The sequence below is a fragment of the Leptospira montravelensis genome (assembly GCF_004770045.1).
In the GTDB taxonomy this organism is placed as follows: Bacteria; Spirochaetota; Leptospiria; order Leptospirales; family Leptospiraceae; genus Leptospira_A; species Leptospira_A montravelensis.
Genome location: NZ_RQFO01000004.1, coordinates 1180001 through 1205575, shown reverse-complemented (window position 1 = coordinate 1205575; position 25575 = coordinate 1180001). Strand labels below are relative to the sequence as shown.

23 protein-coding genes are annotated in these 25575 nt (G+C 34.7%); 15 read left to right on the top strand and 8 right to left on the bottom strand.

Going from position 1 to position 25575, the window contains the following annotated elements; all coding sequences use genetic code 11:
* Positions 1 to 249 precede the first annotated feature (249 nt).
* From EHQ31_RS06485 to EHQ31_RS06465, 6 genes are all read left to right on the top strand, one after another.
* Positions 250 to 597, top strand: a complete 348-nt coding sequence (locus EHQ31_RS06485; RefSeq protein ID WP_244247281.1) for a PIN domain-containing protein — start codon at positions 250 to 252, stop codon at positions 595 to 597.
* 128 nt (positions 598 to 725) lie between these two features.
* Positions 726 to 902: a hypothetical protein gene (locus tag EHQ31_RS18805; RefSeq protein WP_167481638.1), complete on the top strand. Its 177-nt coding sequence runs from the start codon at positions 726 to 728 to the stop codon at positions 900 to 902.
* A gap of 188 nt (positions 903 to 1090) precedes the next feature.
* Positions 1091 to 1696, top strand: a complete 606-nt coding sequence (locus EHQ31_RS06480) for a hypothetical protein (protein WP_135582924.1) — start codon at positions 1091 to 1093, stop codon at positions 1694 to 1696.
* Between the two features lie 167 nt (positions 1697 to 1863).
* Complete coding sequence (locus EHQ31_RS06475; protein WP_135570648.1) at positions 1864 to 2646, top strand: DUF1189 family protein; 783 nt, start codon at positions 1864 to 1866, stop codon at positions 2644 to 2646.
* 47 nt (positions 2647 to 2693) lie between these two features.
* Positions 2694 to 3389 (top strand): hypothetical protein, encoded by a 696-nt coding sequence (locus tag EHQ31_RS06470; RefSeq protein ID WP_135570646.1) that lies wholly within the window; start codon positions 2694 to 2696, stop codon positions 3387 to 3389.
* A 121-nt stretch (positions 3390 to 3510) separates the two neighbouring features.
* Positions 3511 to 4086, top strand: coding sequence for a YdeI/OmpD-associated family protein (locus EHQ31_RS06465; RefSeq protein WP_135570644.1), 576 nt, complete (start codon positions 3511 to 3513; stop codon positions 4084 to 4086).
* A gap of 49 nt (positions 4087 to 4135) precedes the next feature.
* On the opposite strand, the gene EHQ31_RS06460 is transcribed toward EHQ31_RS06465, so the two are convergent.
* On the bottom strand, positions 4136 to 4780 hold the full coding sequence (locus EHQ31_RS06460; protein ID WP_135570642.1) for a hypothetical protein: 645 nt from the start codon (positions 4778 to 4780) through the stop codon (positions 4136 to 4138).
* A gap of 348 nt (positions 4781 to 5128) precedes the next feature.
* Between EHQ31_RS06460 and EHQ31_RS06455 the strand changes: the two genes are divergently transcribed.
* The 3 genes from EHQ31_RS06455 to EHQ31_RS06445 all read left to right on the top strand — a co-directional run bounded on the left by EHQ31_RS06455 (position 5129) and on the right by EHQ31_RS06445 (position 8060).
* Complete coding sequence (locus EHQ31_RS06455) at positions 5129 to 5350, top strand: hypothetical protein (protein ID WP_135570640.1); 222 nt, start codon at positions 5129 to 5131, stop codon at positions 5348 to 5350.
* Positions 5351 to 5394: 44 nt separating this feature from the next.
* Complete coding sequence (locus EHQ31_RS06450; protein ID WP_135570639.1) at positions 5395 to 6162, top strand: GNAT family N-acetyltransferase; 768 nt, start codon at positions 5395 to 5397, stop codon at positions 6160 to 6162.
* Between the two features lie 182 nt (positions 6163 to 6344).
* The gene (locus tag EHQ31_RS06445) at positions 6345 to 8060 is read left to right on the top strand and encodes a methyl-accepting chemotaxis protein (protein ID WP_208652721.1); all 1716 of its coding nucleotides are present in this window, start codon (positions 6345 to 6347) and stop codon (positions 8058 to 8060) included.
* A 58-nt stretch (positions 8061 to 8118) separates the two neighbouring features.
* On the opposite strand, the gene EHQ31_RS06440 is transcribed toward EHQ31_RS06445, so the two are convergent.
* Complete coding sequence (locus EHQ31_RS06440; protein WP_135570635.1) at positions 8119 to 9882, bottom strand: GAF domain-containing SpoIIE family protein phosphatase; 1764 nt, start codon at positions 9880 to 9882, stop codon at positions 8119 to 8121.
* A 208-nt stretch (positions 9883 to 10090) separates the two neighbouring features.
* Between EHQ31_RS06440 and nirK the strand changes: the two genes are divergently transcribed.
* Genes nirK through EHQ31_RS06425 form a run of 3 tightly spaced genes read left to right on the top strand, consistent with a single transcriptional unit; the run spans position 10091 to position 12894 of the window.
* A complete protein-coding gene (gene nirK, locus EHQ31_RS06435) occupies positions 10091 to 11491 on the top strand; it encodes a copper-containing nitrite reductase (RefSeq protein WP_208652720.1) in 1401 nt (466 codons plus the stop codon).
* A 24-nt stretch (positions 11492 to 11515) separates the two neighbouring features.
* Positions 11516 to 12280, top strand: a complete 765-nt coding sequence (locus tag EHQ31_RS06430) for a formylglycine-generating enzyme family protein (protein WP_135570631.1) — start codon at positions 11516 to 11518, stop codon at positions 12278 to 12280.
* On the top strand, positions 12277 to 12894 hold the full coding sequence (locus EHQ31_RS06425) for an SCO family protein (RefSeq protein WP_135570629.1): 618 nt from the start codon (positions 12277 to 12279) through the stop codon (positions 12892 to 12894). The genes EHQ31_RS06430 and EHQ31_RS06425 overlap by 4 nt, the downstream gene beginning before the upstream one ends.
* Positions 12895 to 12989: 95 nt before the next feature.
* Here EHQ31_RS06425 and EHQ31_RS06420 read toward each other — a convergent pair whose 3' ends face one another.
* The 5 genes from EHQ31_RS06420 to EHQ31_RS06400 all read right to left on the bottom strand — a co-directional run bounded on the left by EHQ31_RS06420 (position 12990) and on the right by EHQ31_RS06400 (position 19400).
* Complete coding sequence (locus tag EHQ31_RS06420) at positions 12990 to 13724, bottom strand: SDR family NAD(P)-dependent oxidoreductase (RefSeq protein WP_135571023.1); 735 nt, start codon at positions 13722 to 13724, stop codon at positions 12990 to 12992.
* Positions 13725 to 13777: 53 nt separating this feature from the next.
* Positions 13778 to 14809, bottom strand: coding sequence for an MBL fold metallo-hydrolase (locus tag EHQ31_RS06415; protein WP_135570627.1), 1032 nt, complete (start codon positions 14807 to 14809; stop codon positions 13778 to 13780).
* A gap of 10 nt (positions 14810 to 14819) precedes the next feature.
* Positions 14820 to 17108, bottom strand: a complete 2289-nt coding sequence (locus EHQ31_RS06410) for an ATP-binding protein (protein WP_135571021.1) — start codon at positions 17106 to 17108, stop codon at positions 14820 to 14822.
* A gap of 179 nt (positions 17109 to 17287) precedes the next feature.
* Positions 17288 to 18223: a sigma-70 family RNA polymerase sigma factor gene (locus EHQ31_RS06405; RefSeq protein WP_135570625.1), complete on the bottom strand. Its 936-nt coding sequence runs from the start codon at positions 18221 to 18223 to the stop codon at positions 17288 to 17290.
* Between the two features lie 4 nt (positions 18224 to 18227).
* A complete protein-coding gene (locus EHQ31_RS06400; protein WP_135570623.1) occupies positions 18228 to 19400 on the bottom strand; it encodes an NAD(P)/FAD-dependent oxidoreductase in 1173 nt (390 codons plus the stop codon).
* Positions 19401 to 19502: 102 nt separating this feature from the next.
* Between EHQ31_RS06400 and EHQ31_RS06395 the strand changes: the two genes are divergently transcribed.
* A complete protein-coding gene (locus EHQ31_RS06395) occupies positions 19503 to 20762 on the top strand; it encodes an OmpA family protein (protein WP_135570621.1) in 1260 nt (419 codons plus the stop codon).
* A gap of 30 nt (positions 20763 to 20792) precedes the next feature.
* Here EHQ31_RS06395 and EHQ31_RS06390 read toward each other — a convergent pair whose 3' ends face one another.
* Positions 20793 to 22322: a malate:quinone oxidoreductase gene (locus tag EHQ31_RS06390; protein WP_135570619.1), complete on the bottom strand. Its 1530-nt coding sequence runs from the start codon at positions 22320 to 22322 to the stop codon at positions 20793 to 20795.
* Between the two features lie 70 nt (positions 22323 to 22392).
* On the opposite strand from EHQ31_RS06390, the gene EHQ31_RS06385 reads away from it, so the two are divergent.
* Together EHQ31_RS06385 and EHQ31_RS06380 are read left to right on the top strand one after the other, a co-directional pair.
* Positions 22393 to 23589: a metallophosphoesterase gene (locus tag EHQ31_RS06385; RefSeq protein ID WP_135570617.1), complete on the top strand. Its 1197-nt coding sequence runs from the start codon at positions 22393 to 22395 to the stop codon at positions 23587 to 23589.
* 138 nt (positions 23590 to 23727) lie between these two features.
* On the top strand, positions 23728 to 25509 hold the full coding sequence (locus EHQ31_RS06380) for a methyl-accepting chemotaxis protein (protein ID WP_135570614.1): 1782 nt from the start codon (positions 23728 to 23730) through the stop codon (positions 25507 to 25509).
* Positions 25510 to 25575 lie beyond the last annotated feature (66 nt).

Here is a 25575-nt window from a genome sequence, read left to right as displayed (position 1 = left end):
ACTAACCGCTTCGCTTCGGGACTTACGCCCTCGCTCGGTCTGCGACACATAGGCTTCTGGCACTCCTCTTGCTTGAGCAAGCGTCGTTCCAGTCCCTAACGTCCCGTCCGGGACTCAGGGCCAGCCTACGTCGGTTAGTCTAATTCGTTATACGAAATCTCTTAAAAAATTTTCCTTAACAGAAATAACTCAAAAAATGGAAATTTTTAATCTTTACACTAAGTTCACAAAGTTAAACTGTTCTGGTAGATGAAAAGTCGAGTCTATATTGAAACTTCAGTAATAAGCTACTATACGGCAAAACTTTCTAAAGATATTCGCACTTTATCTCGTCAAGAAACAACAATTGACTGGTGGGAAGAGGAAATGAGTAAATTTGACTGCTTTATCTCTCTAGCCGTAATTGAAGAAATTTCAAAGGGAAACCAACTCGAAGCTGATAAAAGATTAAAAGCATCCGGAAATTTGCCAATTTTAGCTGAAAAAGTTGAAATTATGGCTCTTGCTGACAAATATTTTTCAAAATTAAACATTCCAGAAAAATCTAAATATTATACAATTCATATTGCGTATGCTTCATTTTATGAAGTTGAGTAACTTTTAAGTTGGAATATGAAACACATTTCTAACCCGAGAACTCAAAGTGCATTAATTGACTTGAATTTAGAACTAAATTTAAAAACACCCTTGCTTATTACGCCGGAAGCTTTAATGGAGATTTCATAATGGATGATTTAATTATAACAGAAGTTAGAAAAATTAAAACCGAGTTAGAACAAGAAAGTAAAAATGATTTTGAACTAATTCTAAAAAAACATCAATCGCTACATGAAATTTATAAAACAAGAATTGTAGAGAAAGATGAATTAGATAGAAAGTCTAAAACCCCTTCTTTAAAATAAGAGACTTCGCATAACAGCGTGGAAACGCTTCGCTTCGGGACTTGCGCCCTCGCTCGGTCTACGACACATAGGCTTCTGGCACTCGCCTTGCGTACGCAAGCTACGTGCCAGTCCCTAACGTCCTGTTGAGACTCAGGGTCGGACAACTTCGGTAAGTCTGGTTCGTTATGCGAAATAATTCAAACATAATGAAATTTTTGATTCCATATATAATAATGTTATTATTATACTCATGTTTTGGTGTAAGTTCTTCGCTTAGAATTAAATTCCATCTTGATTATAAAGAAGAGAAAAATGATAAGACATTCTGTTCGAAACTTTTCGTAAATAAACCTGCATTGAATGAAAATGCGGTAGAAAAAGAAAATACAACCAATGGAAAGTATTTATTTTACAGTGGAGTCACATTTGACACTGTCGTTGCAGGATCTTTAGGATATTTTGTTCATCCTCTTTTAACACTGGTTTATATTTCTACAGGTTCCATCTACCTTTTGATGGAAAGAATACCGAAATATTTCTTAATAAATCTTGTAGAATGTGGTGAAATTACGAATTTAAACAATAACCCACGTGAATACTTCTATCTGATTGAATACAATATAGCCAAATTTGAACATGAATGCAAATTGGATGAATCTACAAAAACAGAACTTAAAGATCAAATCATTTATGAAAGAAATTTACATTTATCTGGAATTGAAAACAGAATCATAAACAAGGAAATCCAGTTTCAACAAAATAAAATCGATGAGATAAATTGTCTATACACTGTTAGATTTGTTAATTTTTAAATTCAATAATAAAAATAGAGACAAAATGAATCTATGGTTATATGATTTCAACATTCACTCTGCGTATAACAGCCTGCACTTGTAGGCTTCGCGATTTGGAGGGTTGGTCAGTCTAGTATTGTTGCGAATTTAGGCTGATTTTTTTAAAATGAGCAAAAGGAGATAAAATGAATCAAACCATTAATTTTTTAAAAAGCGTATATCTTGCTTTTATACCTACCCTAGGTTTAAAACATGCGAAACAAAACCATAATATTGGAACCAAAACTGATATTTTGTATTTGGCAATTTTGATTGCAATTCCTGGTTTTTTTTCAATGCTCTTTGCATCGTTTTTTTTCTTCGCAAATCCTGATAAATATTTCGACGACTTTCCTGCTTTCAAGATTTTGAATGGAAATGTTGAAACAGAGATTGAGTGCGATTCTAAATATGAAGATGAAGAATCTGGACTTGCACTATATTTCGTTCATTGCTCCGAATCCATTCCTAATGATTTGCCTGTTAATTCTGTAATTATTTCAAGTAAACACATAAGTGTAGTTAGGAAATCCGGCGAAATAAGATCTTTTCCTGCAGGCACTTTCGGCGATTGGGATTTCACAAGTGAAAATATCCAACAATGGATAAAGCTGGGAACCATACCTGCCATTATTTTGGGATTTTTGGTTATGATTCTATTTCAATTTATAATAAGAAAAATAGAAATTTTTATAATCTCAATTTTCTATAACTTATTTAAGAATATAAAAAATGCGGAAGAGAATTATAAAAATTCACTAAATGGGATTATTTTTTTAGCAATCATACCATCAGCCCTGATTGACGCATTCTTTGGGAAATTTGAAATTATCAACTCAATTACTTTCTATATATTTATATTTTACATAATCCTTTATTTGGTATTGTTAATAAAAGATATAAAAAAGAAGGAAGCAAATGTCGGCTGACAACATCGATAAACCTATTTCGTTATAAGTAGTTTTTGAAAAAAATAATGAAACTAACTAAAAAAGAAAGAATAGAGAATCCAAAGATCAAACAAATAGATCAAATCAAAGCGATTTTATTAAAAAGAGGAAATCCTAGATTCCAGATGTTTGTGATTTTGAGTGCGACTTTTATATGCACAACACTCTGCTCTATTAGCTTATTAAATTTTGGGATTACTAAAATGTATTTTCGATATCCAATCGCTATTTTTGTGGGGTATTTTTCTTTTTTTCTGTTCCTGAAAATTTGGATATTTTTTGCTTTTAAGGGAATGAATCTTCATCCAGATGAATCAATAAATATCTTGAGAATTGATTCTAATAAATTATCGAGTTGTTTAGATGTAAATATCTCATCTGCCCCCTATGATTTTTTATTCGAACATGAACAAGCTTTTTTAATTATACTTATTCTTATACTGACTCTTTCAGTTTTGATAATATTTGGATATGTTATATTTATCTCTCCAATTTTTCTTTCTGAATTAGTTTTTGAATCTTTTACCATGACTTTTATTTACAAAAAAATGCAAAATTACCAACAAATTGGTTGGTATGGTGTGGTTTTGAAAAATACAATTAAACCATTTTTAATATTACTTACTATCTTCACTTTTATTGCTTTTGTGATCCAATCTGCTTTGCCAGAAATTAAAAGTATGGGTGATTTAATTCATTCTATAGGCTCAGGTAATAAATAAAATCAATAACTACGCATAACATTGTCCTGTATACAAAGGGTAAAGGTAACTACAAAATACGATGTAGTAGTTGTTTAGTTGCCGGCTAAGAAATGGAACAAAATAGGAAAATGAAATAGGTATGAATCAATTGAATACGATACCAACAAAAGAATTTAAAACACAAAATAAATTTGAAGAATGGCTGGATAAAAATCATGGCCTTTCTAATGGAATTTGGTTAAAAATATTCAAAAAAGATTCTGGAATCAAAACTGTCAGTTATGCAGAAGCACTAGACGTTGCACTTTGTTATGGTTGGATAGATAGTCAAAAACAAAAGTTTGATGAAGAGTCCTGGTTGCAAAAGTTTTCTCCGAGAACTTCAAAAAGCATTTGGTCAAAAGTTAACATTGGACATGTGGAAAGATTAATCAAACTCGGTAAAATGAAACCTGCAGGCATAGCAGCTGTCGAAAAAGCGAAAGCAGATGGCAGATGGGATAAGGCATACGATTCACCAAGTAAAATGTCGGTGCCAGATGATTTTTTATTGGAACTTAGTGAAAACAAAAAAGCAGAAAAGTCCTTTAAGGAACTAGGCAAAACCAGTCTTTTCTCTATTGGATTTCGACTTCACACTGCTAAAAAAACAGAAACTAGAGAAAAACGTATTAAGGAAATCATTAAAAAGTTGGAGAACGGAGAAAAAATTTAGCATATTCAAATTGGAATGTTATTTTTGTTTAGATGGTAAATCCAATAATTCAATTTGAGAAAAGTTTGTTTAAATAATTGTAGATATAGATATCGCTGTTATTTACAAATATGTATTCGTTTTTTACTTTTAATCTTTTTACGATTAACAAATGTATTAAGTTTAGCTCCTGTGGAAATAAGTCATTTATAGATGTTTGCACATTGCCTATTTTTTGATTTAGACTTAGTTTTACTTGCGTCTTGATTCCATGATCATTTAACTCTTTAGAAAATGAATCGAGGTTTGTTTTTTTTGAGTAAAAAAATAGAAGCAGTTGATTTTCGGTTTTTGTTATTTTAAAAGAATCTGAAAATTCAGCCGTTTCGGAAAAATAAAAAGTCACTTCTTCTGGTTTGCAATTATTGATAAATTCAACAATAGAAAATAAGAAATCTTGGGTTAAACTGGCCTTGGGTATTTTAATATGTAGCAAATTTGGGGAATTAAGAAAAATAAAATCGAAAGTTGAGTGATTGTGTTTTTCTTTTTTTCTTAATAGATTGAACCAACCGTAGATTAATACCGCTAATAAAACTGAAAATGTGATATTTGTGTATAAACTGCTTGTGAAATTGATTTTAAAATATTCCGCAGAAAAAGTTATAATGAGTCCTGCCGTTTTAGTTAAAAACCTTTCTAGGATATAATTCATTTAGTATAATAAAACTTCTTCCCATTTGTAAAATAATCTACTATAAATTTTTAGAAAGGAATATTTCTGGTTTTAAATCCAATGAGTAGCTTCTGTTTTATGCTAATGTTAATTTCGCTAAGAAATAACTATCATGTTTTTTATGAAAATGTTTTGTAAAGAAAACCGTTCGTAGTCATTTTTATGAATGCGTATACGTGAGCAAAAGTATTTAATTGTAGTTCGAGTCTCATTGATAAGTATTTATAATTCTCAAATTTTGTATCATAGAATATTTTTGATTATTTTTCTCATTGTATTGGTTTCTACTGGTTGAAAAATGATTCTGAATAGACAAGAGGTTAAAGTTTGTACACACTCATTCGTTATGAAAATGTAGAATTAGCACATATCCAAGTAGAGAAGGGAGGAATAAAATCCTTTCCTTGTGGTTTCGATCCTTCCAAACATACAATGGAAAAATCATCCCAAAGGTTGGATTTAAAAAAAATCAGAGTTGCCGTAGCAAAATCAGCAAATGCCGATTCGGATATTTGCGGGACTTGTGTAGGTGCCTTATATTCAAATTAAACAGTAGTTTGGTTTTTTAGTCAATTGGTTTCAAAGGCATTACAATGAAGATAATTTCCATAGATCAAAACAATATTGATGTAGAGCATATTTGTTGTGCCCTTGGAAACGATATTAAAAATAAAACTAGGGCAGAGTCCAAAAAAAATTGGATGCGGGATTCATTTGAAGAAGGCCTTGTTTTTAAACGATTGGATGAAAGGGGCAAGGTGTTTATTGAATATATACCTGTTGAGAAATCATGGAAACCTATTGGAGGAAAAAATTTTATGGTGATCCATTGTCTTTGGGTTTCGGGTCAATTTAAGGGAAAAGGTTTTTCCACTCAATTGCTGAATGAGTGTATCTTCGATGCAAAACAGAAAAAAATGGATGGGATTGTTGTCGTTACCAGTAACCAAGTAAAGCCATATCTAACTGACAAAAAATTCTATTTGAAACATGGGTTTGAACTGGTGGATACAGCACCTCCATATTTTGAATTACTTCTCTTAAAGCTAAATCAAAATACAAAATTACCGTTCTTTTTGGAACACTCTAAAAATAAAATTAATACTCATAAAAAAGGATTAACATTTATTTATTCGAACCAGTGTCCATTTATGGAAGAGTATGTTTTGTTACTTGCCAATTTATCCAAAAAGAAAAAAATCCCTGTGGATATCAAAAAATTGAAAAATCATAAAGAAGCTCAAACGTTTGGGAGTCCGTTTGGAACTTTGGGAATTTATTATGAGGGAAAGTTTTTAACTCATGAACTAATGTCTGAAAAAAAATTCGAAACACTCCTTAATAGTTTATCTCAAATATAATCAATATTTCGAGAAGTTTGGAAAATAGAAATTTCCTTAAATACTGCGAAAGTTTAAATTCGTAGTTTCCCTTATCCTCCATTGACAAATATCAAGACCAACTTTGTATAAAAAATAAACAACGGGGTTGATTCCAATTCTAATTTAATTAACTTTAGCTATGTTAGTTGAGGGAAATAGAATTGAAAAATGCAAATGTAAATTTCGTTGAAAATGCTCTGACCGAAAAGGACGTCATAATTTCTCGTACCGATACTAAAGGTTTGATTACCTATGTATCGCCTGACTTTGCAAGAATTTCCGAATATTCTGTAGAAGAAATGATCGGGAAACCTCATAATATTGTCAGACATCCCGACATGCCAAAAGTGGTATTTGAAGAGCTTTGGGATTTTATCAAAGTAGGACTCCCCTGGACAGGAGCTGTTAAAAATAGGGCCAAATCAGGTAATTATTACTGGGTAGACGCAACGATCACACCCATTTTAAACGAAAGAAGGCAAGTAATTGGTTTTGTATCTGTGCGTAAAAAATTAGCGGATGCAAAGAAGGACTATTACGAAAAATTATATCGAAGATTAGGTGAAAAACCTTATTCGTTAAATAAAAAAAAGAAAATTTCTAAGAACATACGTTCGATCAAAGTACATGAATTAACTTTTGTTTTGTTAAGTTCTATTCCTTTTTTAAGTTTACTTTCATTGCAAATTTACGATAAACCTCTTATTTGTAGTTTGTTACTTTTAATGCAGTTAGGAATCGCAATTTCATTTGTATTGGTTCTCAGGCAAAAAAATCAAAAATTACAGAAAGCCACAGAATCTGTAATCTCCGTTTCCTCGGGAAGGTTTCAATATCCTGATCATTTTCAGAATGATAGTCGAGACGAAGTAAAAATAATGTTACTGTCAATGAAAAGTATGAGCATTAATCTTTGGGGAATCGTCTCGCAAATCCAAAAAGCAACAGATGCATCCATTCGTATTTCCAAGGAATTAACGGACCTTACCGACCATTTTTTTAGTTCCACACATTCGATGGCATCGGGAAGTGAAGAAGCTGCTGCCTGTATGGAGGAATTGACTTCCGCACTTGATAATATCAAACAAATTACTGCAAGTCATTCGGTCATCATGTCAGACATGAAAGATTATATGAATGCAGTGAATCAAAATTTGAAAGGAACTCAGAATGCTTTGAAAGGCTTGGACGACTTGTCCACAAGATCAACTCAAAAAGCTGATGCTGGAAAACAAAAAATTTCTGAATCGTTAGAAGGTATGGAGGCTATCAAACATGTCTCAAGTAAAATTTTAAATATTGTTTCTATTATTTCAGAAATTGCCGATAGAACAAACTTACTTTCATTGAATGCCTCAATTGAAGCAGCAAGGGCAGGACATTCGGGCGCGGGTTTTGCCATAGTGGCTAAAGAGATGATGGGTTTAAATGAACAAATTGCAGTTTCCGTGGAAGAAATAAAAAATTATGTAGATGAAACTTTAACGGTGATTAAAGAAACATCCCTTAAAGTAAACGAAGCCTCTACGGAAGTATTCTCCGTCGCTGACTTGTTTAGTGAAATGAAGTCGATTCTAAAGAAAGTGGCAGCATCATTGTATCATGATTTACAAGAGTCAACCAGAGTGAAACTCAAGTTAGACTCGGTGGAAGACCAAGTAAAACAAATTGACCAATCAGTATTAGAAGCAAATTTAGCTTCAAAACAAATTTCTAATATTCTACTTGGACTTTCGGAACAAGCACAAGTGATTGCGTATAAATCAGAAACATTACAAGAAAAAAGTTCTTTAGTAGTATCTGAACCAAAAAAAATTATGGATTTAGTAGAACATTACCATACGGGAGAAACGGAAGTTTTGGAAATTTCATTCTAAAAAAGACAAATCAAGTAAGTTTTCTGAAACGAAAACAACAAATAGTGGATCTGTATTTTTAAATGCGATCCACAAGAAGAATCGTTACATCGTCAGCAAAATCATTGAATCCTACATGGTCTTTGGCTGCTTGGATCAAGTGATTTGCTGAATTTTGTGTGTCTAATGATTTAGTTTTTAGAACTGCATTTTGGAACAATTCTTCATCATAACGTTTGTTATGATCCTTGGACATATGTTCTGTGATTCCATCAGTGTACATTACCAGTCGGTTTCCAGGTAAAAAAGGAAACGTTTTTTCCTCATAAAATAAATCGGGAATAAGTCCCAATATTTTTCCTTTCACATCTAACTGAATTATAGGTGAGTCCTTTTTATCCAATAAAAATGGTGCGTGGTGGCCTGCGTTCGCACAAAGAATTGTATTATTTTTTAGATCAATAATTCCATAAAATGCAGTGAGAAAGTTTCCTGCCAATTTTCCATATAACATGTGGTTTAGGGTGGTTAAAAACAGAGATGGGCTAAGTTTGATGTCTTGTTCAAAATTTTTTAACACCATATGTGCCATTGCCGCAAGAACTGCTGCCGAAAGTCCATGTCCGGAGATATCTGCTATCAAAATCGAAAATTTAGAATCTTCCAATTCTGAAACATCGTAAAAATCACCTCCCACTTGTTCCAAAGGAATATGCGCTACACCGTACGCCAGTTTGTCGGAACTAGGTAATGTGGATGGCATTATTTTTTTCATAATATTTTTGGCACGGTTCAGTTCTTTTCCTGTGTCCACAATTTGATGGAAAAGTTGAGCATTTTTAATCGTGCTACTCAGTCTTGCGGCAATATTCGTAAGTAAATCTAAATCAGAATGTTGAAAGGCGTATCCAGATAGTTTGTTATTGATACTAATGACACCAAGAAGTTCATCTTGAAAAATAAGTGGCGCTGATATCAAAGATTTAGATTCAAATTTGTATGGAGAAAGTTTATTATATCGCGGATCTAAATCAAGATTATGGATAAGTAGGCTTTCCTTTTTTTCTGCTACCCAACCGGAAACACCAGTTCCATAAGGAACTTTTATTTGATCATAAGCATCTTCTGGAATTCCTTTTGCGGAAAGGATACTTAATTCTTGTTTTTCTGCATTGGCAAGGTAAATGGTTCCAGAAGTTGCTCCGAGGTATTCTAAAACTCGATTCAGAATCCATTTTCCAAGTTCGTTTAAACTTTTTTCAGAAACGGATAATCTTTCAAATTCATTTAACAATGATAATTCCAGAATACGTTTGTCTAAACTGTCTTTAGTATTGGCATTTTGGATGGCAGTGGCTGCCACTTCAGACAAGGAAATCAGATATTCCAAATCGGATGAATCAAATAACCTATTGTTCGTTTTATTGATGACTTCAAGAGTGCCGATAAGTCTTTCTTCCACAAAAAGCGGAACACAAATAAGGGATTTTGTTTTAAAACCCGTACGTTTGTCCATACTAGCATTGAATCTTGGATCTTTATAGGCGTCTTCCAAAGCTATAGGTTTTTTCTCTTTGGCAACCATCCCCACAATTCCCTCACCTAACTCTAACCTAGCATACTGTTGAATGATTTCGCCCTTTTCTCCTAACGCTACTTCGCAATACAAAAATTCTTCATCTTCTAAAAGGAAAAGTGAACTTGCTTCAGCTTCTAATAGATCTTTAGAATATAACATAATTAAAGGAAGGAGTTGGTGCAAATCTAGGTTTGCATTCAAAATGGAAGAAATATGGAGTAAGCTACGAAACTTACTTAGGCTAGTGAGTGGATCTAAAGTCATGGGGCACCAAACCATTATTTCAGCTAGTTTCGATTCCGTCGATTTAGAATTTCTATTTGGATTAAATCAGAAATTCCAGAACCACTAAAAAAATACTTCTATATCCTTAGATTTTGTGAATTGTTTATCGTTTGCCAACGATTTTATTGATTTGTGTCAATGACGGTTTTAACAATTTCGATTTAGAATGAAGAGAAAGGATACGGAAATGCTTACAAAACTACCGAAACCAAAAACCTTAAAAGTTTATTTAGTTTTTATGCTGATAATCAGTTTATTCCCTGTTTGTTCGGGACCAAAAACAGAAGAGGCAAAACTCACTTATGCCCCAGAAGTCCCTCCTCATATTGAAAGAACGAGTGAAGCCAAAGTCGTTGTTAATATTGAAACTGTGGAAGTTGTGGGTAGGCTTGCGGATGGTGTTGAATATACATTTTGGACATTTGGAGGATCGGTTCCAGGCCCTATGATCCGAGTGAGAGAAGGGGATGAGGTAGAATTTCACCTAAAAAACCATCCTACAAGTAAAATGCCACATAACATCGATTTACATGCAGTCACAGGGCCAGGAGGAGGTGCTGCTGCCTCACTTACCATTCCAGGTCATGCTTCTAAATTTTCTTTTAAGGCATTAAACCCAGGATTGTTTGTATACCACTGCGCTACTTCCCCTGTGGGAATGCATATTGCGAACGGAATGTACGGTCTAATTTTTGTACAACCTAAGGATGATCTTCCTAAGGTGGATAAGGAATATTATGTAGTGCAAAGTGAATTTTATACAAAAGGAAAAAATGGTGAACCAGGTCTCCAACCATTCAGTATGGAAAAAGCCATTACGGAAATTCCCGATTATGTTGTATTTAATGGATCTGTGGGTTCCCTTGTAGAAGACAGAGCCATCACTGCTAAAGTAGGAGAAACTGTTAGATTGTTTGTTGGGAATGGTGGGCCAAATTTAGTTTCCTCTTTTCATGTCATTGGTGAAATTTTTGACAACGTGTATACAGAAGGGGGAGCACTTGCTAACCAAAAAAATGTACAAACCACACTCATTCCAGCGGGCGGTTCTGCCATTGTGGATTTTAAAGTAGATGTTCCAGGCACTTTGATTCTTGTTGATCATTCAATTTTTAGAACATTTAACAAAGGTTCGCTTGGTATGTTAAAAGTGGAAGGCGAACCAAATGCAACAGTTTATTCTGGGAAACAAGACGATACAGTTTACCTTCCAGAAGGCCCAGCCATTCAAAGAATGGTTACCGAAGTCAAACCCAAAGTATCAGCAAGTACTCCAAAAGAAATTTTGGCAAATGGAGAAAGGGTATATAAATCGGTTTGTGCTGCTTGCCATATGAAAGAAGGGCAAGGTGTGACTGGAGTATTTCCTCCTCTGGCAAAGTCTGATTTTCTAAATGCTGACAAAGCACGTGCGATTCAAATTTTGAAAAAAGGACTCAATGGACCAATCACGGTAAATGGACAAAAATACAATAACGTAATGCCTCATTTAGAACTAACCAATGAAGAGATCGCAAGTGTCCTTAGTTATGTTTATAACCAATGGGGAAATAAAGGAATTATGGTTTCGGAAGCTGAAGTAAAATAAGTTAATAAACGATTTTTTACAAACATGAAGCCTTCACTTTTTATTTGTATTTTTATTTCGGTTTCTCTTTCCGCAGAGATGGTAAAAATTCCTGCGGGGAATTGGAAACCGTTTTTAAAAGACACAAATGCAAAGTTAGGCGAAACAATTAAGATCAAAAGTTTTTATTTGGACGAGTATCCAGTCACACAAAAAGAGTATTTTGAATTTTTAAAAGCTAATCCTGAATGGAGAAAAGGAAAAGTATCTTCCTTATTTGCTGATGGTGGTTATTTAGGTGATTGGAAGAGAATGGTTCCAGACAATCGGAGTGCAAATTCCCCTGTAACCTATGTTTCATGGTTTAGTGCCAATGCTTTTTGCCAATGGAAGGGGAAACGTTTGCCTTTGGAATCAGAATGGGAATATACCGCAAGTGTTCCACAGGCAGGTAAAAGCAAAAAAGCAATGGAATCTGTCATACTTGGTTGGTATGGAGAACAAAAACCAGAGTACCTACCATCTGTAGGTAAATACAAAAATAGTCATGGTGTTTATGACCAACATGGAATGATTTGGGAGTGGGTGTTTGATTTTAATAATACTTCTGTCACCGGAGATTCAAGACAAGATAGCGATTTAGAAAGTAACCTTTTTTGTGGTGGTGGATCTTTGAAAGCCAATGACTTTTCCAATTATGCATCTTACATGCGTTATGGTTATCGAGCCGGCTTAAAAGGATGGTATACTGCAAAATATTTAGGATTTCGATGTGCTTCAGATAATAACATTAAGGATAATCCACTATGAAATTTCAAACTAGGATAAAACTAATTATCTTATTCATTACTTTCGGGTTTAGTTTTGGCTGTGACGATCAGAATTCGAGTGGCCACCACCATCATGGAGACGATCATGTTTTGGCTTCTAGTGATGCGGCCCAAGGAAGTTTATTTGATTTGGGTTCAAAGTGGACAACCGAATCCAACCAAACGATCACATTGAAGGAGTTTAAGGGTTCTCTTTTCATTATTAGTATGTTTTATGCTACTTGCCAATCTATTTGTCCAAGACTTGTGGCAGATATAGGACAACTTTCTAAAAAAATAGCTGAAAAAACAGGGAAAGACCCTCGTATAGTTCTTGTTAGTTTTGATTCCGAAAAGGACAATCCGGCGGTCCTTAGCGCATATAAAAAGAAAATGAATTTAAACGAAAATTGGACTCTTTTATCGGGCAAGGAAGAGGACATTCGTATGTTGTCAGTGGTACTTGGAATCAATTATAAAAAAATATCCAATGGAGAGTTTAACCATTCTGCCGTTTACAGTTTAGTTTCAAAAGAGGGAATGGTTGTATCTCGAATAGAAGGGATTGGATCCAATTCCGACGCATTGATTATCCAGTATCAAAAGTTAAAATAAATTAGTTTGAAGATGGGATTTTACATTCTTAAACTATTTCTTTTCTTTAATAAGTCTGTGAATCGCAACGTGTTTTTATGGATTTTGTATTTTGACTAAAATGGAGGTAGCCGTTTGAAGATCCATTCAGGAATCATACGAATTGCCATCATGATGAAACGCCAAGGCCAACGGATATAAATTAAATCCTTTTTAGATAACCCTGCTTTTACAATAAGTTCTGCGGCCACCTGTGGTTGTAAGGTGAGCCAAGGTATTAGATTATGCCCATCGGACATTTTTGTATAAACAGGTCCCAATTGGATAGTTGTGATATAGACTCCTTTCGAATACAAAAGGGACCTGAGTCCAGAAAGATAAGTAGTAAGACCAGCTTTTGCACTTCCATAAATAAAATTCATTTGCCTTCCCCGATCTCCTGCTACAGAACTAATGGCTACAATTGTTCCTGTATTTCTTTTTTCCATATCCAAAGAAATTATATTTATAAGTGAAACAACAGCAGAATAATTTACTTGAATGGTCTCTAAGAGTTCGTTTTGGTTTTCTCTTGCTTTGGTCTGGTTTTCGTAATAACCTACAACAAAAAAAACAATATCTGGTTTTTGGGAAAGTTCTTGGTAAAAGTTTTGGTGTAATGAAAATTTAGTAACATCCCATTCATAAATATCTACTGAAACCATATAATTTAATAGGATTTTGGATTTTAATACACTTAACTTTTGTTTGTTTCTTCCAGTTAAAGATAGTGAAAATCCTCGTTTTGCGAGAGATTCTGTGATATAAATTCCAATGTCGGAAGTAGCTCCAACCACAAGTGCATTTTTCATTTTAAGTGATCCATACGAAATGGATCTAATCATTTTAACTTATGATCTTTTTGTCACTGAAAATTCCACCAACCATCTACACTTCCTGAACCTTTGAAGGCAAAACTTTCTCCTATTTTGGGAACTTGTAAATTGAGTTTCATAGTTTGGGAAGCTACAAGAACTCGTTTGATTGGGTCGTTCCAAGGATGTAGTGACAAAATAAATTTTCCCCAATGAACGGGGACAAAAGACTTTGCGCCAATGTTAGCTGCTGCCAGAGCCGTTTCTTCGGGACGCATATGAATGAATGGCCAATCATCCCCGTATTGTCCACATTCTAAAAATGCCAAATCAAATGGACCATAGTTTTTTCCAATAGTTTCAAAAATAGTTCCGTAACCTGAATCACCACCGATAAATACTTTATATTCGCCAATTTTTAATACATAGGAACACCATAAACTTTTGTTTCGGAGTACACTTCGTCCAGAAAAATGTCTAGTCGGTGTTGCGGTTATACTTAGAGCAGTGGTAATTTCTTTGGACTCAAACCAATCTAATTCAATAATTTTTTCTAAAGGCACTCCCCAAGATAGTAAATGAGCAGAAACACCTAACGGTACGATGATTTTTTTAGTTCTCTGGTGTAACCTTATCATTGTTTCGTAATCTAAGTGGTCGTAGTGATCATGGGTGATAATAAGAATGTCCAAATCTGGCATATCTTCTGGCAGATATACATCAGTGCCTTCAAAGGATTGTACTGCAAAAGAGAAAGGAGAAGCATAACCTGAAAAAACAGGATCAACTAAAATAGTTTTTCCTTCAGCCACTAAAAGGTATGAGGAATGGCCGAACCAAATGTACTGTGGCTTTGTAGAATCTAATTCTTTTAAATTGATTTTCGAAGAGGGGATTGGGGATGAAGGACGAATAGAATTGGGTTTTTGCCAATATTTAATGGCCATTTTCCAGTAGGAACTGTTAGGTGCTAACATTTCCGTATGTTCTATGTTTTTGAAGCTACCAGATTGAAAATGTTCTGATTTTGAGATACGTTGGAGTAATTCTCCATGTGGAAGTTTGCCAAGAGTTGTAGCCAAAATATTGTCCTTAAAGATTGGACGGTGTTAAATCTTTTTTGGCCCATTTTCGTATCATAAAATCTAAATCATGTAATAAAAGAGGTTTTGTCATAAAATCATCCATGCCGCCTGAAAGGCATCTTTGTTTTTCTTCTTCCAAAACATTAGCTGTAAGAGCAATGATCACTGGTTGTTTGGGAATGGTTTCGGATTTGCGAACGCATCTTGTGACAGTAATTCCGTCCATGTCAGGCATTTGAATATCAAGGAAAACAAGATCTGGTAAATAGGTGCGAACCATATCTAAAGTTTTTTCTCCATTTTCAGCTTGTAAGGCGGTATAACCTAGTTTTTTTAAAAAGAGACTTGTTACTTTTTGGTTAATTGGATCATCATCAGCAATTAAAATTTTTAATGGATATTTTTCTGCCAACTTAGAATCCCAATTGGTTTTTTTAATTAACTCATTCTGCGATGTTATTGTGTTCCTTTCATTCAATTCGGAACTTATTTCTGCCTCAAAATGGAAAGTAAAATTAGAACCTCTTCCATAAACACTGTTTACAAAGATGGAGCCTCCCAATTCTTCGATTAATTTTTTGGTTATCGCAAGTCCGAGTCCAGTGCCAACTGTTTTTTCCGTTAGATGGGAATGTACTTGAGAAAACGGTTGGAATAAATTTCCCATACGTTCTTCAGGTATTCCTATTCCTGTATCTTTCACTGAAACTTTAAGACGTATCTTTCTTTCATAAATAGGAACTGATTCTACTGTAATCAATATACTTCCTTCTTCAGTGAATTTCACTGCATTACTTAGTAAGTTTGTTAGGATTTGTGCAAATCGTCTTTGGTCTGTCATTAAGAAGGTGGGAAGTTCGTTAATAAATTCTAATTCAACATTTAATTTATTTTTGTCCAATTGGGTTTTGAAAATGTTGATACAATCATGTAGAAGTTTACGTACAGACACAGGTTCTAAATGTAATTCAAATTGACCTGATTCTAATTTTGTTAAATCTAAAATATCGTTAACTAATAATAAAAGATTGTCTCCGCTGAATTGTATTAAGTTTAAATATTCTTTTTGTTCATCTGATAATTCTGTTTGTTGCAACATTTGAGTCATTCCTAGAATTCCATTCATGGGAGTTCTAATTTCATGGCTCATAGTTGAAAGAAAAGATGTTTTGAAGTTTACTTTTGCTTCCGCATTTTCTTTTTCTTGTTTTAGTCTTTCTTTGTTTCTAAAGTTTTCAATCATCCGTTCTGCAATGAAGAGAGCTTGGGAAAGTCCAAATACTAAAAATCCATATTGTGCAAGATAGGGAATTCCTCTTTTTGCAAATTCAGTAAGTATATCTAAAGAGAATAAAGTGATTGTAGCAACCACTGAAAATAAGAAGAATTTGCTACCTGGTTTTTTTAGAATCACACCGTGGATGATTGGGTATAGTAACCCCAAAAGGCCGACGAGAGAAAGAATCAAATGTATTGCTAGAAATTTCGAATAAAGAATGATATCTAAAGGTAAGGCAAAAAATAATATAAGTGCAATGATGAAATTGGTTCGGTATACAAATCTATATTTCGGGGAATTATAAATCTCTTTCACATATAAAACAAAAGATAGATAAAGTAGGACGAAACTAACGCCATTTAACCTAACTATCGTTTCGTATATACCTGGAGGTAGGTAATTGTAAATGATTCTAGTTTCTCCGATACTGAGTAAACGGATTGCAGCTAAAAAACAGACTACAGCAAAGTAAATATGAGTTTTTTCATCCCTCCAAAATAGATACAATACAAAATGAAAGAAAGCTAAAGTGAATAGAGAGGCAAATACGATAATGTCTCTACTGACAGTTTCAAGATACAATTTGTTGATTTCCGAATGGGTGCCTAAGGTATAAGGAGTTGCGACACCGCAAACATGATAATGGAAACATGAAATTTTTAAAGATAATTGTATTTCTTGATTTTTTGAATCGGGAATGGCGATGGTTTGGATGTTTAAGTTTGGAATTTCTGAAGTATAACTTTTTCCAATGGATCCCGATTGGTAAACCAAATTGTTTTGAATCAGAATTTCGAATGCGTTCCGAGTAATACCGTTTTGTAAATACAAACCTTTGGTATTTTCGGATACTAAAATGATAAGGCTAAGCGTTGCATAACCGGTAGGATATTTTTTAGAATTAGAATTGGTCCAATGTCCAGGAACGATTGTATATTCTTGCGAAGTAGAATCTTTTTGAGGATCCCAGTTTTGCCAGTCGATTCTCCATTCTCCATTGAGTGGAACATTTCCCATTGTTTCAAAGTTCCAATGGCGAAGATCTAACACAGCTTTTTTGGCGAAAGGTATAGTAGAAACGTTTCTTTGGTCACAACGGCTCAGTGTTGTGAAGAGTAAAATCAACAGGAAGAATCGTATTAATCTCTTCATTGTCTTTATAATAAGACGAAAGAAAGGAGGGAAATCTTTGTGTTTTAATGGAGTGAAATTAAGTGATACAATTGGTATAAAGTCCATTCCCAGAAGGTAGGTTTTCGTAGATATCCTAATTTCATTAAGTTTTCTTTGTTTCGAAAGCCTTTTAGCTTATCAGGATTTACTAAATTATAAATTCTGTCGATTTTCTTGCCTTCTATAGTAAATATTTGAACGAAACTTGGTTCCTCTTGGGAATAACCAATGATAGCAGGTGAGCCGTTGGCATAACCAAAAAATACTTCTGTGGATTTTGCTGCTTTCTTAGTGGTCCTTATCATGAGTGAAATTACTCTGCGAATACCAGGAATAGGAATCCTTGCTGCGTGTATCTTTCCACCTCCATCTGAAAATGCGATCACATCCTCACGTAACAAATTCGTGAGAGATTTTGTATCTTGACTGTAACAAGCAAAACTAAATTCGAGAAGAAGTTTTGAATGTAGTTTGGGATCTGGATCAAATTTTTTCTTTCTCGATTGGACGGCTAAACGAGCACGGCTTAGAATTTGTCTACAATTGTCTGTATTTTTTCCAACAATGGAAGCAATGGTTTCATAATCAAAATCAAATAACTCTCGTAATATGAAAACTGCTCTTTCGGTTGGATTCAGAGTTTCTAAAATAACTAAAAAAGCAAAGTTGATTTTTTCATCATCCAAAGTATCAGCTGTTTCTGGTATCGGCTCAGGTAAATATGGTCCAATATAGGTTTCTTTTTTTCTGGATGCTTTTTTTAAGAGATCAAAAGCAAGTCTTGCTGCAATACTTCCCAAATATGATTTATGGTTTTGGATTGAACGTTTGTCTGCGGAGAGCCATCTTAGGTAACTCTCCTGAACAATATCTTCTGCATCCACATAACTTCCTGTAATTCTATATGCGATTGAAAAAATATAATGTTTCCAGCTTAAAAATAATTCTAAATCATCCACAATTTTATGTCCCGATGAACATTGTTTTTGGTAAAACTATTTCTTTTTGTTGTATAGGATTTCCTTTGGGCCAAAAGTAAAATCGGAAAGGTAGTAGTTTCTCCATCAATAATGAAAAAATGGTGAATCGATTCACTAGTTCTTTAATCACTGCACCCCATTTTCCGGTAAGAATCCATTCTTTTGGTTTATCATTTCCATAAGTAAGTTGAATTAATCCTTCTTTTCTGCCCAGAGAAACACAACGTCCAACAAACTGAAATGAAAAGGGAGATACTTTTTTCCCTCTAATCATTTTTGCAATTTGGTCGGCAATATAGGCACCCATCGGCAATGCTGTGACACAACCCATACGTAAGATCGAGTTTTCTAAGTAGGCAGAGTCTCCTGCAACAAAAACATTTTGGAAAGTAAGTGATCGTAAATATGGATCTACATAAATTTGGTTTTGTGCATTGGTGGAAAAACCCGCTTCTTTTGCGAGATTCGAAGATTTAAATCCACTACAGTTGATAATACAATCAAAGGTAAGTTTGTTCTTATCTTCTAAAGTGATTTCCTTTTCGCTAATCATATAAATTTTAGTTTTATCAAAAACCTGAATTCCATTTTTCAAAAGGTAAGTTCGCAAATATGTTTTCCCTTTTTTTGAAAAAGTTGAACCTAACTCGTTTTTGTCGATGACGGATACGGATGTATTGGGATGAAAATATTTCCATTCAGAAGCCATTTCAATTCCAGTAAGACCACCGCCAATAATACAAAGTTTTTGAATTTCCTTTTGATTGTATTTTTTTATAAATTCAGAGACTGATTCGCTGGACTGAATGGAATTTTCTTCATTATGTATTTGATGAATTTGAGAACTTCCGAGAGCTACGACTAAATAGTCATACCTTAGACATTGGGAACTGTTTTCTATTTCTATGCTATTTTCATAGGGGCTAATTTGTTTCACCTTTGCCTGTAAAAAATTAATACCTGTTCGAAGTAGGTCTTTGATTTTTACTTTTTTATCAAAACCTTTACTTGCAAATTCATGGAAACGAATTCTTTCTTTAAATTCTGTTGATTCCGAAACGATTTGAATTTCCGCATCTTTGGTTTGTTTTGCCAAACGATTGGCAGCTAATATTCCAGCATAACCTGCGCCAAGGATTAATATTTTTGGTTTCATTTTGATACCTCGATACCAAGACGAGTGAAAGCCGTATGTTTGTGACAAGGTTATATAAAAAATTCGACTTGATTAAACTTTCAAGTGCCGGAACGATCATCCATGCAGAAAATGAAGTGGAAAAATTTATACGTTTATGTTGTAATTTTTTTAACTTTTTCGACTTTCACCTTGTACGGCGAAGGTTTTGATCAGGGGAGTTTGGTTTTTTATGGTTTCGGATCTTTTGGATTAGGAAATCATTCTGGAAGTTTGGAAAAATCAGTAGAGATCACAAACCAACCTAATTTTCTAATGTTGAATTCCCCTTTTGTTGATACCAGTTATCGAGTTGGTAATTATATCATTTATTCTGAGTTTGTAAAAAACCGCACGGAACTTTCCGGCCACGGTGGGGAATTAGGATTTGAGTATGGTTTATTTCGTTACTTTGGAATTGGGCTTTCCTATTCTAATCAAACGATTACTTCTTCTTATTTCAGAGCAATCGAAGAACGGAATATTATACTACTTTCTTTTATGGGAACAAATGTAAATTCGCAATTAGAAAACTTGAATTTAGGTGATACTTATGACCTTGTAGTTCAAAAAAGAAGGACTGTTTTTAGTGGTAATTCAGGAGATCTGAATTTTTTCTTCCACTTCTTTCCAAACAATGTTTTTGATCCTTACGTTCGAGCCGGTGGAGGAGTTGGGTATGAACAATTGTATGGTGGCACTTTAAATAGAATTTTTGGAGCAGTCGGTTTTAGGTATCATTTTGATTCCCTATTTTTCCTTAGTGCAGAGGTGGAACATTCGAATGTTTATATTGTAAAATACGAGCCTCCTAGTTCAGGACATCGAAATAAAGGAAACTACGAAGAAACGTTTGTTAAGTTAGGTTTAGGATTAAGTTTTTCACTCACTGATAACAACACAGTTATTTCCGAACCAGAGAACTTACAATCAAACGTAGTAGAATCCGTTGGTCCTGAAATACCATACCAAAACAAAGAACCGGTTACAGAAACTAAATTAGAACGTTTTGTGTTTTTAGCGAGTGAGATTTTTGATCTTCCATCTAGTAGAATACATTTGGAAGGTCGAGCTAGGTTAGATGCCATTGCACGTAGTTTAGAAAACGAATATAAAGATTTTGATATTTTGGTGATCACTTATACATCACCATTCAAGGAAGATCTTCCTGGTAATTATGAAAACTATGATCTCGGATTTGAACGGTCTAAAGCAATTTCGCGAGTGCTTCGAGAAAAAGGTGTAAATCCAAAAAGAATTATAGATTCCACACAAGGATCCGCTTTATACAATGTGGAATCAAAAGAAAAGGTGGTGATTGAGCTTCGAAAGAAAAACAAATAAAGCGGTAGTCTATCGAAACTCAATCGTTATTTAAATAGTAACTTGGGAACTAACGTTTGTTTTTTGATTTAATTCTAAAAGTTTGGCAGTATTCAATCGACTGATTCTACAAACTTCAGGATTGTCTTTCATAGATTCCCCGAAACTAGGAATCATTTCTTTTAGTTTTGATTTCCACTCAATCGATGACATTTCTTTTGGAAAACAATCAGCTAGTACTTCTAACATAATGGAAACTGATGTGGAAGCACCTGGACTGGCACCGAGTAATGCAGCTAATGAACCATCTTTTGCCGCAACTACTTCCGTACCAAATTCAAGGACTCCTCCTTCTTCTTCATCTTTTTTGATCACTTGTACGCGTTGACCCGCTACAACCAGTTCCCAATCTTCCGATTTTACTTCTGGGAAATATTCTCGTAGAGCAGCAATTCGATCTTCATGAGATTGTATGGCTTGGCTAATTAAATACTTTGTTAATGGTAGGTTGTGCATTCCTGCAGATAACATTGGAAATATATTATCAAACTCTAACGATTTTACTAAATCTAAATACGATCCTTTTTTTAAAAACTTCGTTGTAAAACCAGCATAAGGACCAAATAACAATTCTTTTTTCCCTTCTATGATTCTTGTGTCCAAGTGAGGCACAGACATTGGAGGTGAACCCACGTCCGCTTTTCCATATACTTTTGCAAAATGTTGTTTGATTACTTCGCGATTGCGACAGCGTAACCATTGACCACTTACCGGAAATCCTCCGAAACCAGATGCTTCAGGAATATCTGATTTTTCCAAAAGAGGAAGACTTCCACCGCCAGCTCCAATGAACACGAACTTCGCTTCATGGTGTTCCTTCTCATGTGTTTGTAAATGATTCGAAGTTAAGTGCCAGTATCCATTTTCTGCACGTTCCAAATCCTTAACATCTTCGAAGTAATGGACGTGTACACCAGGGAGACTTTCTAAATACCGAAACATGGCTCTCGTTAAGGTGCCAAAGTTGACATCTGTTCCTAACTCCATTTTGGTTGCTGCAATTGGTTCGGAATTGTCTCTGCCCTTCATAACTAAAGGCAACCATTCGGTTAATGTTTTTTCATCTTCCGAATAAATCAGCTCTTTGAAGAGCTCATATTTTTTTAAAGCATCAAAACGTTTGCGAAGAAAGGACACATTTTCTTTTCCCCAAACAAAACTATAATGAGGAACGGAGTGAATGAATTCATCTGCATCTAATATTCGTTTGGTTCCTGCCAAATAACCCCAAAATTCTTTAGATATTTCAAACCATTCGGCAATTTGAAGTGCCTTTTTTGTTTGAATTGTGCCGTCTTCATTTTCGATCGTATAATTGAGTTCACAAAATGCAGAGTGTCCGGTTCCCGCATTGTTCCAAGCATTGGAACTTTCGCGAGCAGCAGCATCCAATCTTTCTAATACAGTAATTGTTAGGTGGGGTGCTAGTTCCTTTAGTAGAACACCTAAAGTGGCGCTCATGATACCTGCACCGATTAAAATTACATCGGACTTCGTTCTAACCTTGTCTTTTTCTTTCATTCTCTACCTTCCGCATAATTATCGGCAACTTTCACGATTCAAATCATGTCCAAAGGATAAGGTAACTCGATTGAAAGCATTCTTTTTATTTTTGTCCGTTCTGACATCCTTACTTGGATTTATCTATTATTATTCTACCTTTCGTTTGATTTCAGGTCTTTCACTCAATGGGCCAGTGGTGACTTTGGTTTTATTCGGAATTGGAATACTAGTCTTACTAGTTCCTTTGACTTATGCGCTGAGTCGGATCACAAAACGGGAAAAAACGCAGACTTTTTTTGCCTATGTTACTTTTACTAATTTTGGCTTTTTTTCGATTCTCTTTACCCTCGTTCTTCTAATGGATTTTTTGCGTTGGATGGACCTTGGGATCATCACAGATTATTCTCGGATGTTATTTTCAAGTTTGGTTCATTTTGGATTTCCTTTAGATGGGGTCACTGAGGTAAAAAACTTTAGTTTGGCTTTTTCAACCATAGTAGCGGCAACAGCACTCAGTTCTCTTGGGTTTTTTAATGCACATGTCCGTTTGTTATACAAACGAGTGTCAGTCCCAGTGAAAGATCTTCATCCTGATTTGGTAGATTTTAAGATAGTTCAAATCTCTGATGTACATATTGGACCAACAATCAAAGGTAGATTTTTAGAAAGAGTAGTAAAAAGAATCAATTTTCAAAAACCAGATGTTGTTGTGATTACCGGAGATTTAGTGGATGGCCCAGTGACTACTCTCAAACATCATTTAAAGCCTTTAGGTAACATCCAATCAAAATATGGCACTTTCTATGTCACAGGCAATCATGAATACTATTCAGGAGTATTGTCCTGGCTTCCCGAGATACAAAAGTTAGGTGTAAATGTTTTGCTAAACCAAAACCAGATTCTCTCAGTGGGTGAATCAAAATTGCTTATGGCTGGAGTGACGGATCTTTCTGCCGGGAAAATAATCCGATCGCACCAAACAAATCCCAAAAAAGCGATGGAAGGCGGAGAAAAATGCGATTATAAGATTTTACTCGCCCACCAACCCAACAGTATTTATGAAGCAAGTGAGGTTGGATTCGACTTACAAATTTCGGGTCATACACATGGTGGCCAATTTTTCCCAGGTAATATACTAATTTATTTTGCGCAAAAATTTGTCTCTGGATTACATAGATATAAGGATTCGCTAATTTATGTTAGTCGAGGGACTGGGTATTGGGGTCCTCCTTTTCGGCTAGGTGCACCTTCGGAAATTTCCATTTTGGAACTTAAATCTACCTAAATTTTGCCTACAATTGGCAGAAAATAGAATCCTGAACAGTTACCAATATTGATTCCTGACAAAAAAAATACGAAAGTGGATGAAGTCTCCTTGGATTTCCAGAAACATTGACCAAATGAAATGGTGGATTAAAAGCAAATGAATCAAAACTTACTCATCCGAAAATTGACGGTTGCGATTGAGGCTCCTTTATATCTATTAATTTTTCCCTATTTTATAAACTTTTGTTTATTTGCCTCCCGTTTTGATACAGATACACTTATCAAATTAGGAATTCTTGGCACACTCCTTTCATTAGTTCCTTTGGTGATTGGGATTACTCTTAGAAACAAAAGATTAAAGGTATTACTTAACTTTACTAAGGATTTAGAGGCAAATGCACTTGCAGCGATAAAAAAAGGTCTATTGGAACATCCACATTGGGAAGGTCGTGTGATTCTCATTCGGTGGGCAGTTTCAATTTTTGGATTTTCTTTTATGGCTGTTACCTTTCTTGGTCTGCCTTGGAAGGAAATTTTAGCCTTACCTTATGCCTGTATCATGCTTTCTCCCATTATCTATCTGGCTTTTTATTTCCAAACGGAGGTTTATTTAAGTCCAGTTTTAAAAGCAAAAGAACTATCGGCTGTACTTTTGGATGAAACTAAAATTCGAATTTTTGGTGTTTTTCAAAGAAACTTATTTACGATGGTTGCCGTTGCACTTTTGCCAATGTTGACATTGGGTTATTATTTGTTCCTAATTTTACTTACTGAGTTTAGGTCTCCTTACTGGTTTTATCAAATGCCCATTGTGTTTATAATGATGATTGTAATCATTATTTATGCAGCTTATGTTGGAAGTAAATCCTTGAAGGAAGATATTGGTAATCTAAATTATTCTATTGAAAAACTATCTAAAGGGGAGTTGTCAGAAACCATTCCGCAACTTTCAGCTACAAACCTAAGTCATACGATTACAAAATTAAACTTATTTATGGAGTCTTTGCGACAATACTTTCGGACAGCTAAAGACGAAGCATTTTCACTTCTAGAAACATCTCGACTAATTTTGGACAAGGGCAGCGTGATCGATACGCAGGTTAGTTCTGAAAAAACAAAATTAGACTCAACGTTTGAATCCGTTAATCAGATCCAAAATCTTTCTAAGGCAACCTATGAACGTGTTCTTTCCCAAAAAGATAAAACAAATTTCTTGGTAACAGAACTTACGCGAGTCACGGATGAAATGACGGACCTATCAGAAAAAGCAGAAGCTTTGGCACTAAACACTGTCCATTCGATTGGCACAATACAAGTAGCAAAGGACGCCATTCAATCGGCTTATGAAAAGGTAGAAATAATGAATCAGATGAGTGAAAATATCAAAGCTACAATCTCCATTGTGGAAGATATTTCTGACCGAGTAAATCTATTATCACTCAATGCATCAATTGAAGCAGCCAGGGCAGGAACTATGGGACGTGGTTTTGCTGTGGTGGCGGGAGAGGTTTCTCGCCTTGCTGATGAAACTGCAAAAAATATCGAGGAGATCAAAAGAGTGGTAAAATTATCCCAAGTCGCCTCTAAAGAAAGTTTGGAATCAATGAAAGAAATCATCTCTACCAATGAAGATGTAAAATCTAAGTTTGAAGAAATTTCGAGAGTGGTACAGATGTTCGGCCGCACAAGTGAAACCGGTTCTGAAAATGTTAAATCGTTAAAAAAACTTGTAGGGGAGTTTCAAAAAGACGCGGAGCAAATCACCGAGGAAATGAAATTGCAAACAGGATATACTGAAGAATCCAATTCCAACTTACAAGAGTTATGGGAAAACCATTCTAAAATTTCTACCACGTTTAAAGAAATTTCCGAAGAAGCAAATCACCTAAAAGCAGTTTCCGATTCGATGGAGAAAATTGTTTCCCGGTTTCGGTTTTAAGAATTGTCTTTTGAACGCTGATCTAAATCCAGATCCTATGTCTCATAAACTTGTTTAGGTTGAGTG

Coding starts and splice junctions, on each gene's coding strand:
- EHQ31_RS06485 (WP_244247281.1), top strand. CDS start 250: ATGAAAAGTCGAGTCTATATTGAAACTTCAGTAATAAGCTACTATACG.
- EHQ31_RS18805 (WP_167481638.1), top strand. CDS start 726: ATGGATGATTTAATTATAACAGAAGTTAGAAAAATTAAAACCGAGTTA.
- EHQ31_RS06480 (WP_135582924.1), top strand. CDS start 1,091: ATGAAATTTTTGATTCCATATATAATAATGTTATTATTATACTCATGT.
- EHQ31_RS06475 (WP_135570648.1), top strand. CDS start 1,864: ATGAATCAAACCATTAATTTTTTAAAAAGCGTATATCTTGCTTTTATA.
- EHQ31_RS06470 (WP_135570646.1), top strand. CDS start 2,694: ATGAAACTAACTAAAAAAGAAAGAATAGAGAATCCAAAGATCAAACAA.
- EHQ31_RS06465 (WP_135570644.1), top strand. CDS start 3,511: ATGAATCAATTGAATACGATACCAACAAAAGAATTTAAAACACAAAAT.
- EHQ31_RS06460 (WP_135570642.1), bottom strand. CDS start 4,780: ATGAATTATATCCTAGAAAGGTTTTTAACTAAAACGGCAGGACTCATT.
- EHQ31_RS06450 (WP_135570639.1), top strand. CDS start 5,395: ATGAAGATAATTTCCATAGATCAAAACAATATTGATGTAGAGCATATT.
- EHQ31_RS06440 (WP_135570635.1), bottom strand. CDS start 9,882: ATGACTTTAGATCCACTCACTAGCCTAAGTAAGTTTCGTAGCTTACTC.
- nirK (WP_208652720.1), top strand. CDS start 10,091: ATGCTTACAAAACTACCGAAACCAAAAACCTTAAAAGTTTATTTAGTT.
- EHQ31_RS06430 (WP_135570631.1), top strand. CDS start 11,516: ATGAAGCCTTCACTTTTTATTTGTATTTTTATTTCGGTTTCTCTTTCC.
- EHQ31_RS06425 (WP_135570629.1), top strand. CDS start 12,277: ATGAAATTTCAAACTAGGATAAAACTAATTATCTTATTCATTACTTTC.
- EHQ31_RS06420 (WP_135571023.1), bottom strand. CDS start 13,724: ATGAAAAATGCACTTGTGGTTGGAGCTACTTCCGACATTGGAATTTAT.
- EHQ31_RS06410 (WP_135571021.1), bottom strand. CDS start 17,108: ATGGGAAATGTTCCACTCAATGGAGAATGGAGAATCGACTGGCAAAAC.
- EHQ31_RS06400 (WP_135570623.1), bottom strand. CDS start 19,400: ATGAAACCAAAAATATTAATCCTTGGCGCAGGTTATGCTGGAATATTA.
- EHQ31_RS06395 (WP_135570621.1), top strand. CDS start 19,503: ATGCAGAAAATGAAGTGGAAAAATTTATACGTTTATGTTGTAATTTTT.
- EHQ31_RS06390 (WP_135570619.1), bottom strand. CDS start 22,322: ATGAAAGAAAAAGACAAGGTTAGAACGAAGTCCGATGTAATTTTAATC.
- EHQ31_RS06380 (WP_135570614.1), top strand. CDS start 23,728: ATGAATCAAAACTTACTCATCCGAAAATTGACGGTTGCGATTGAGGCT.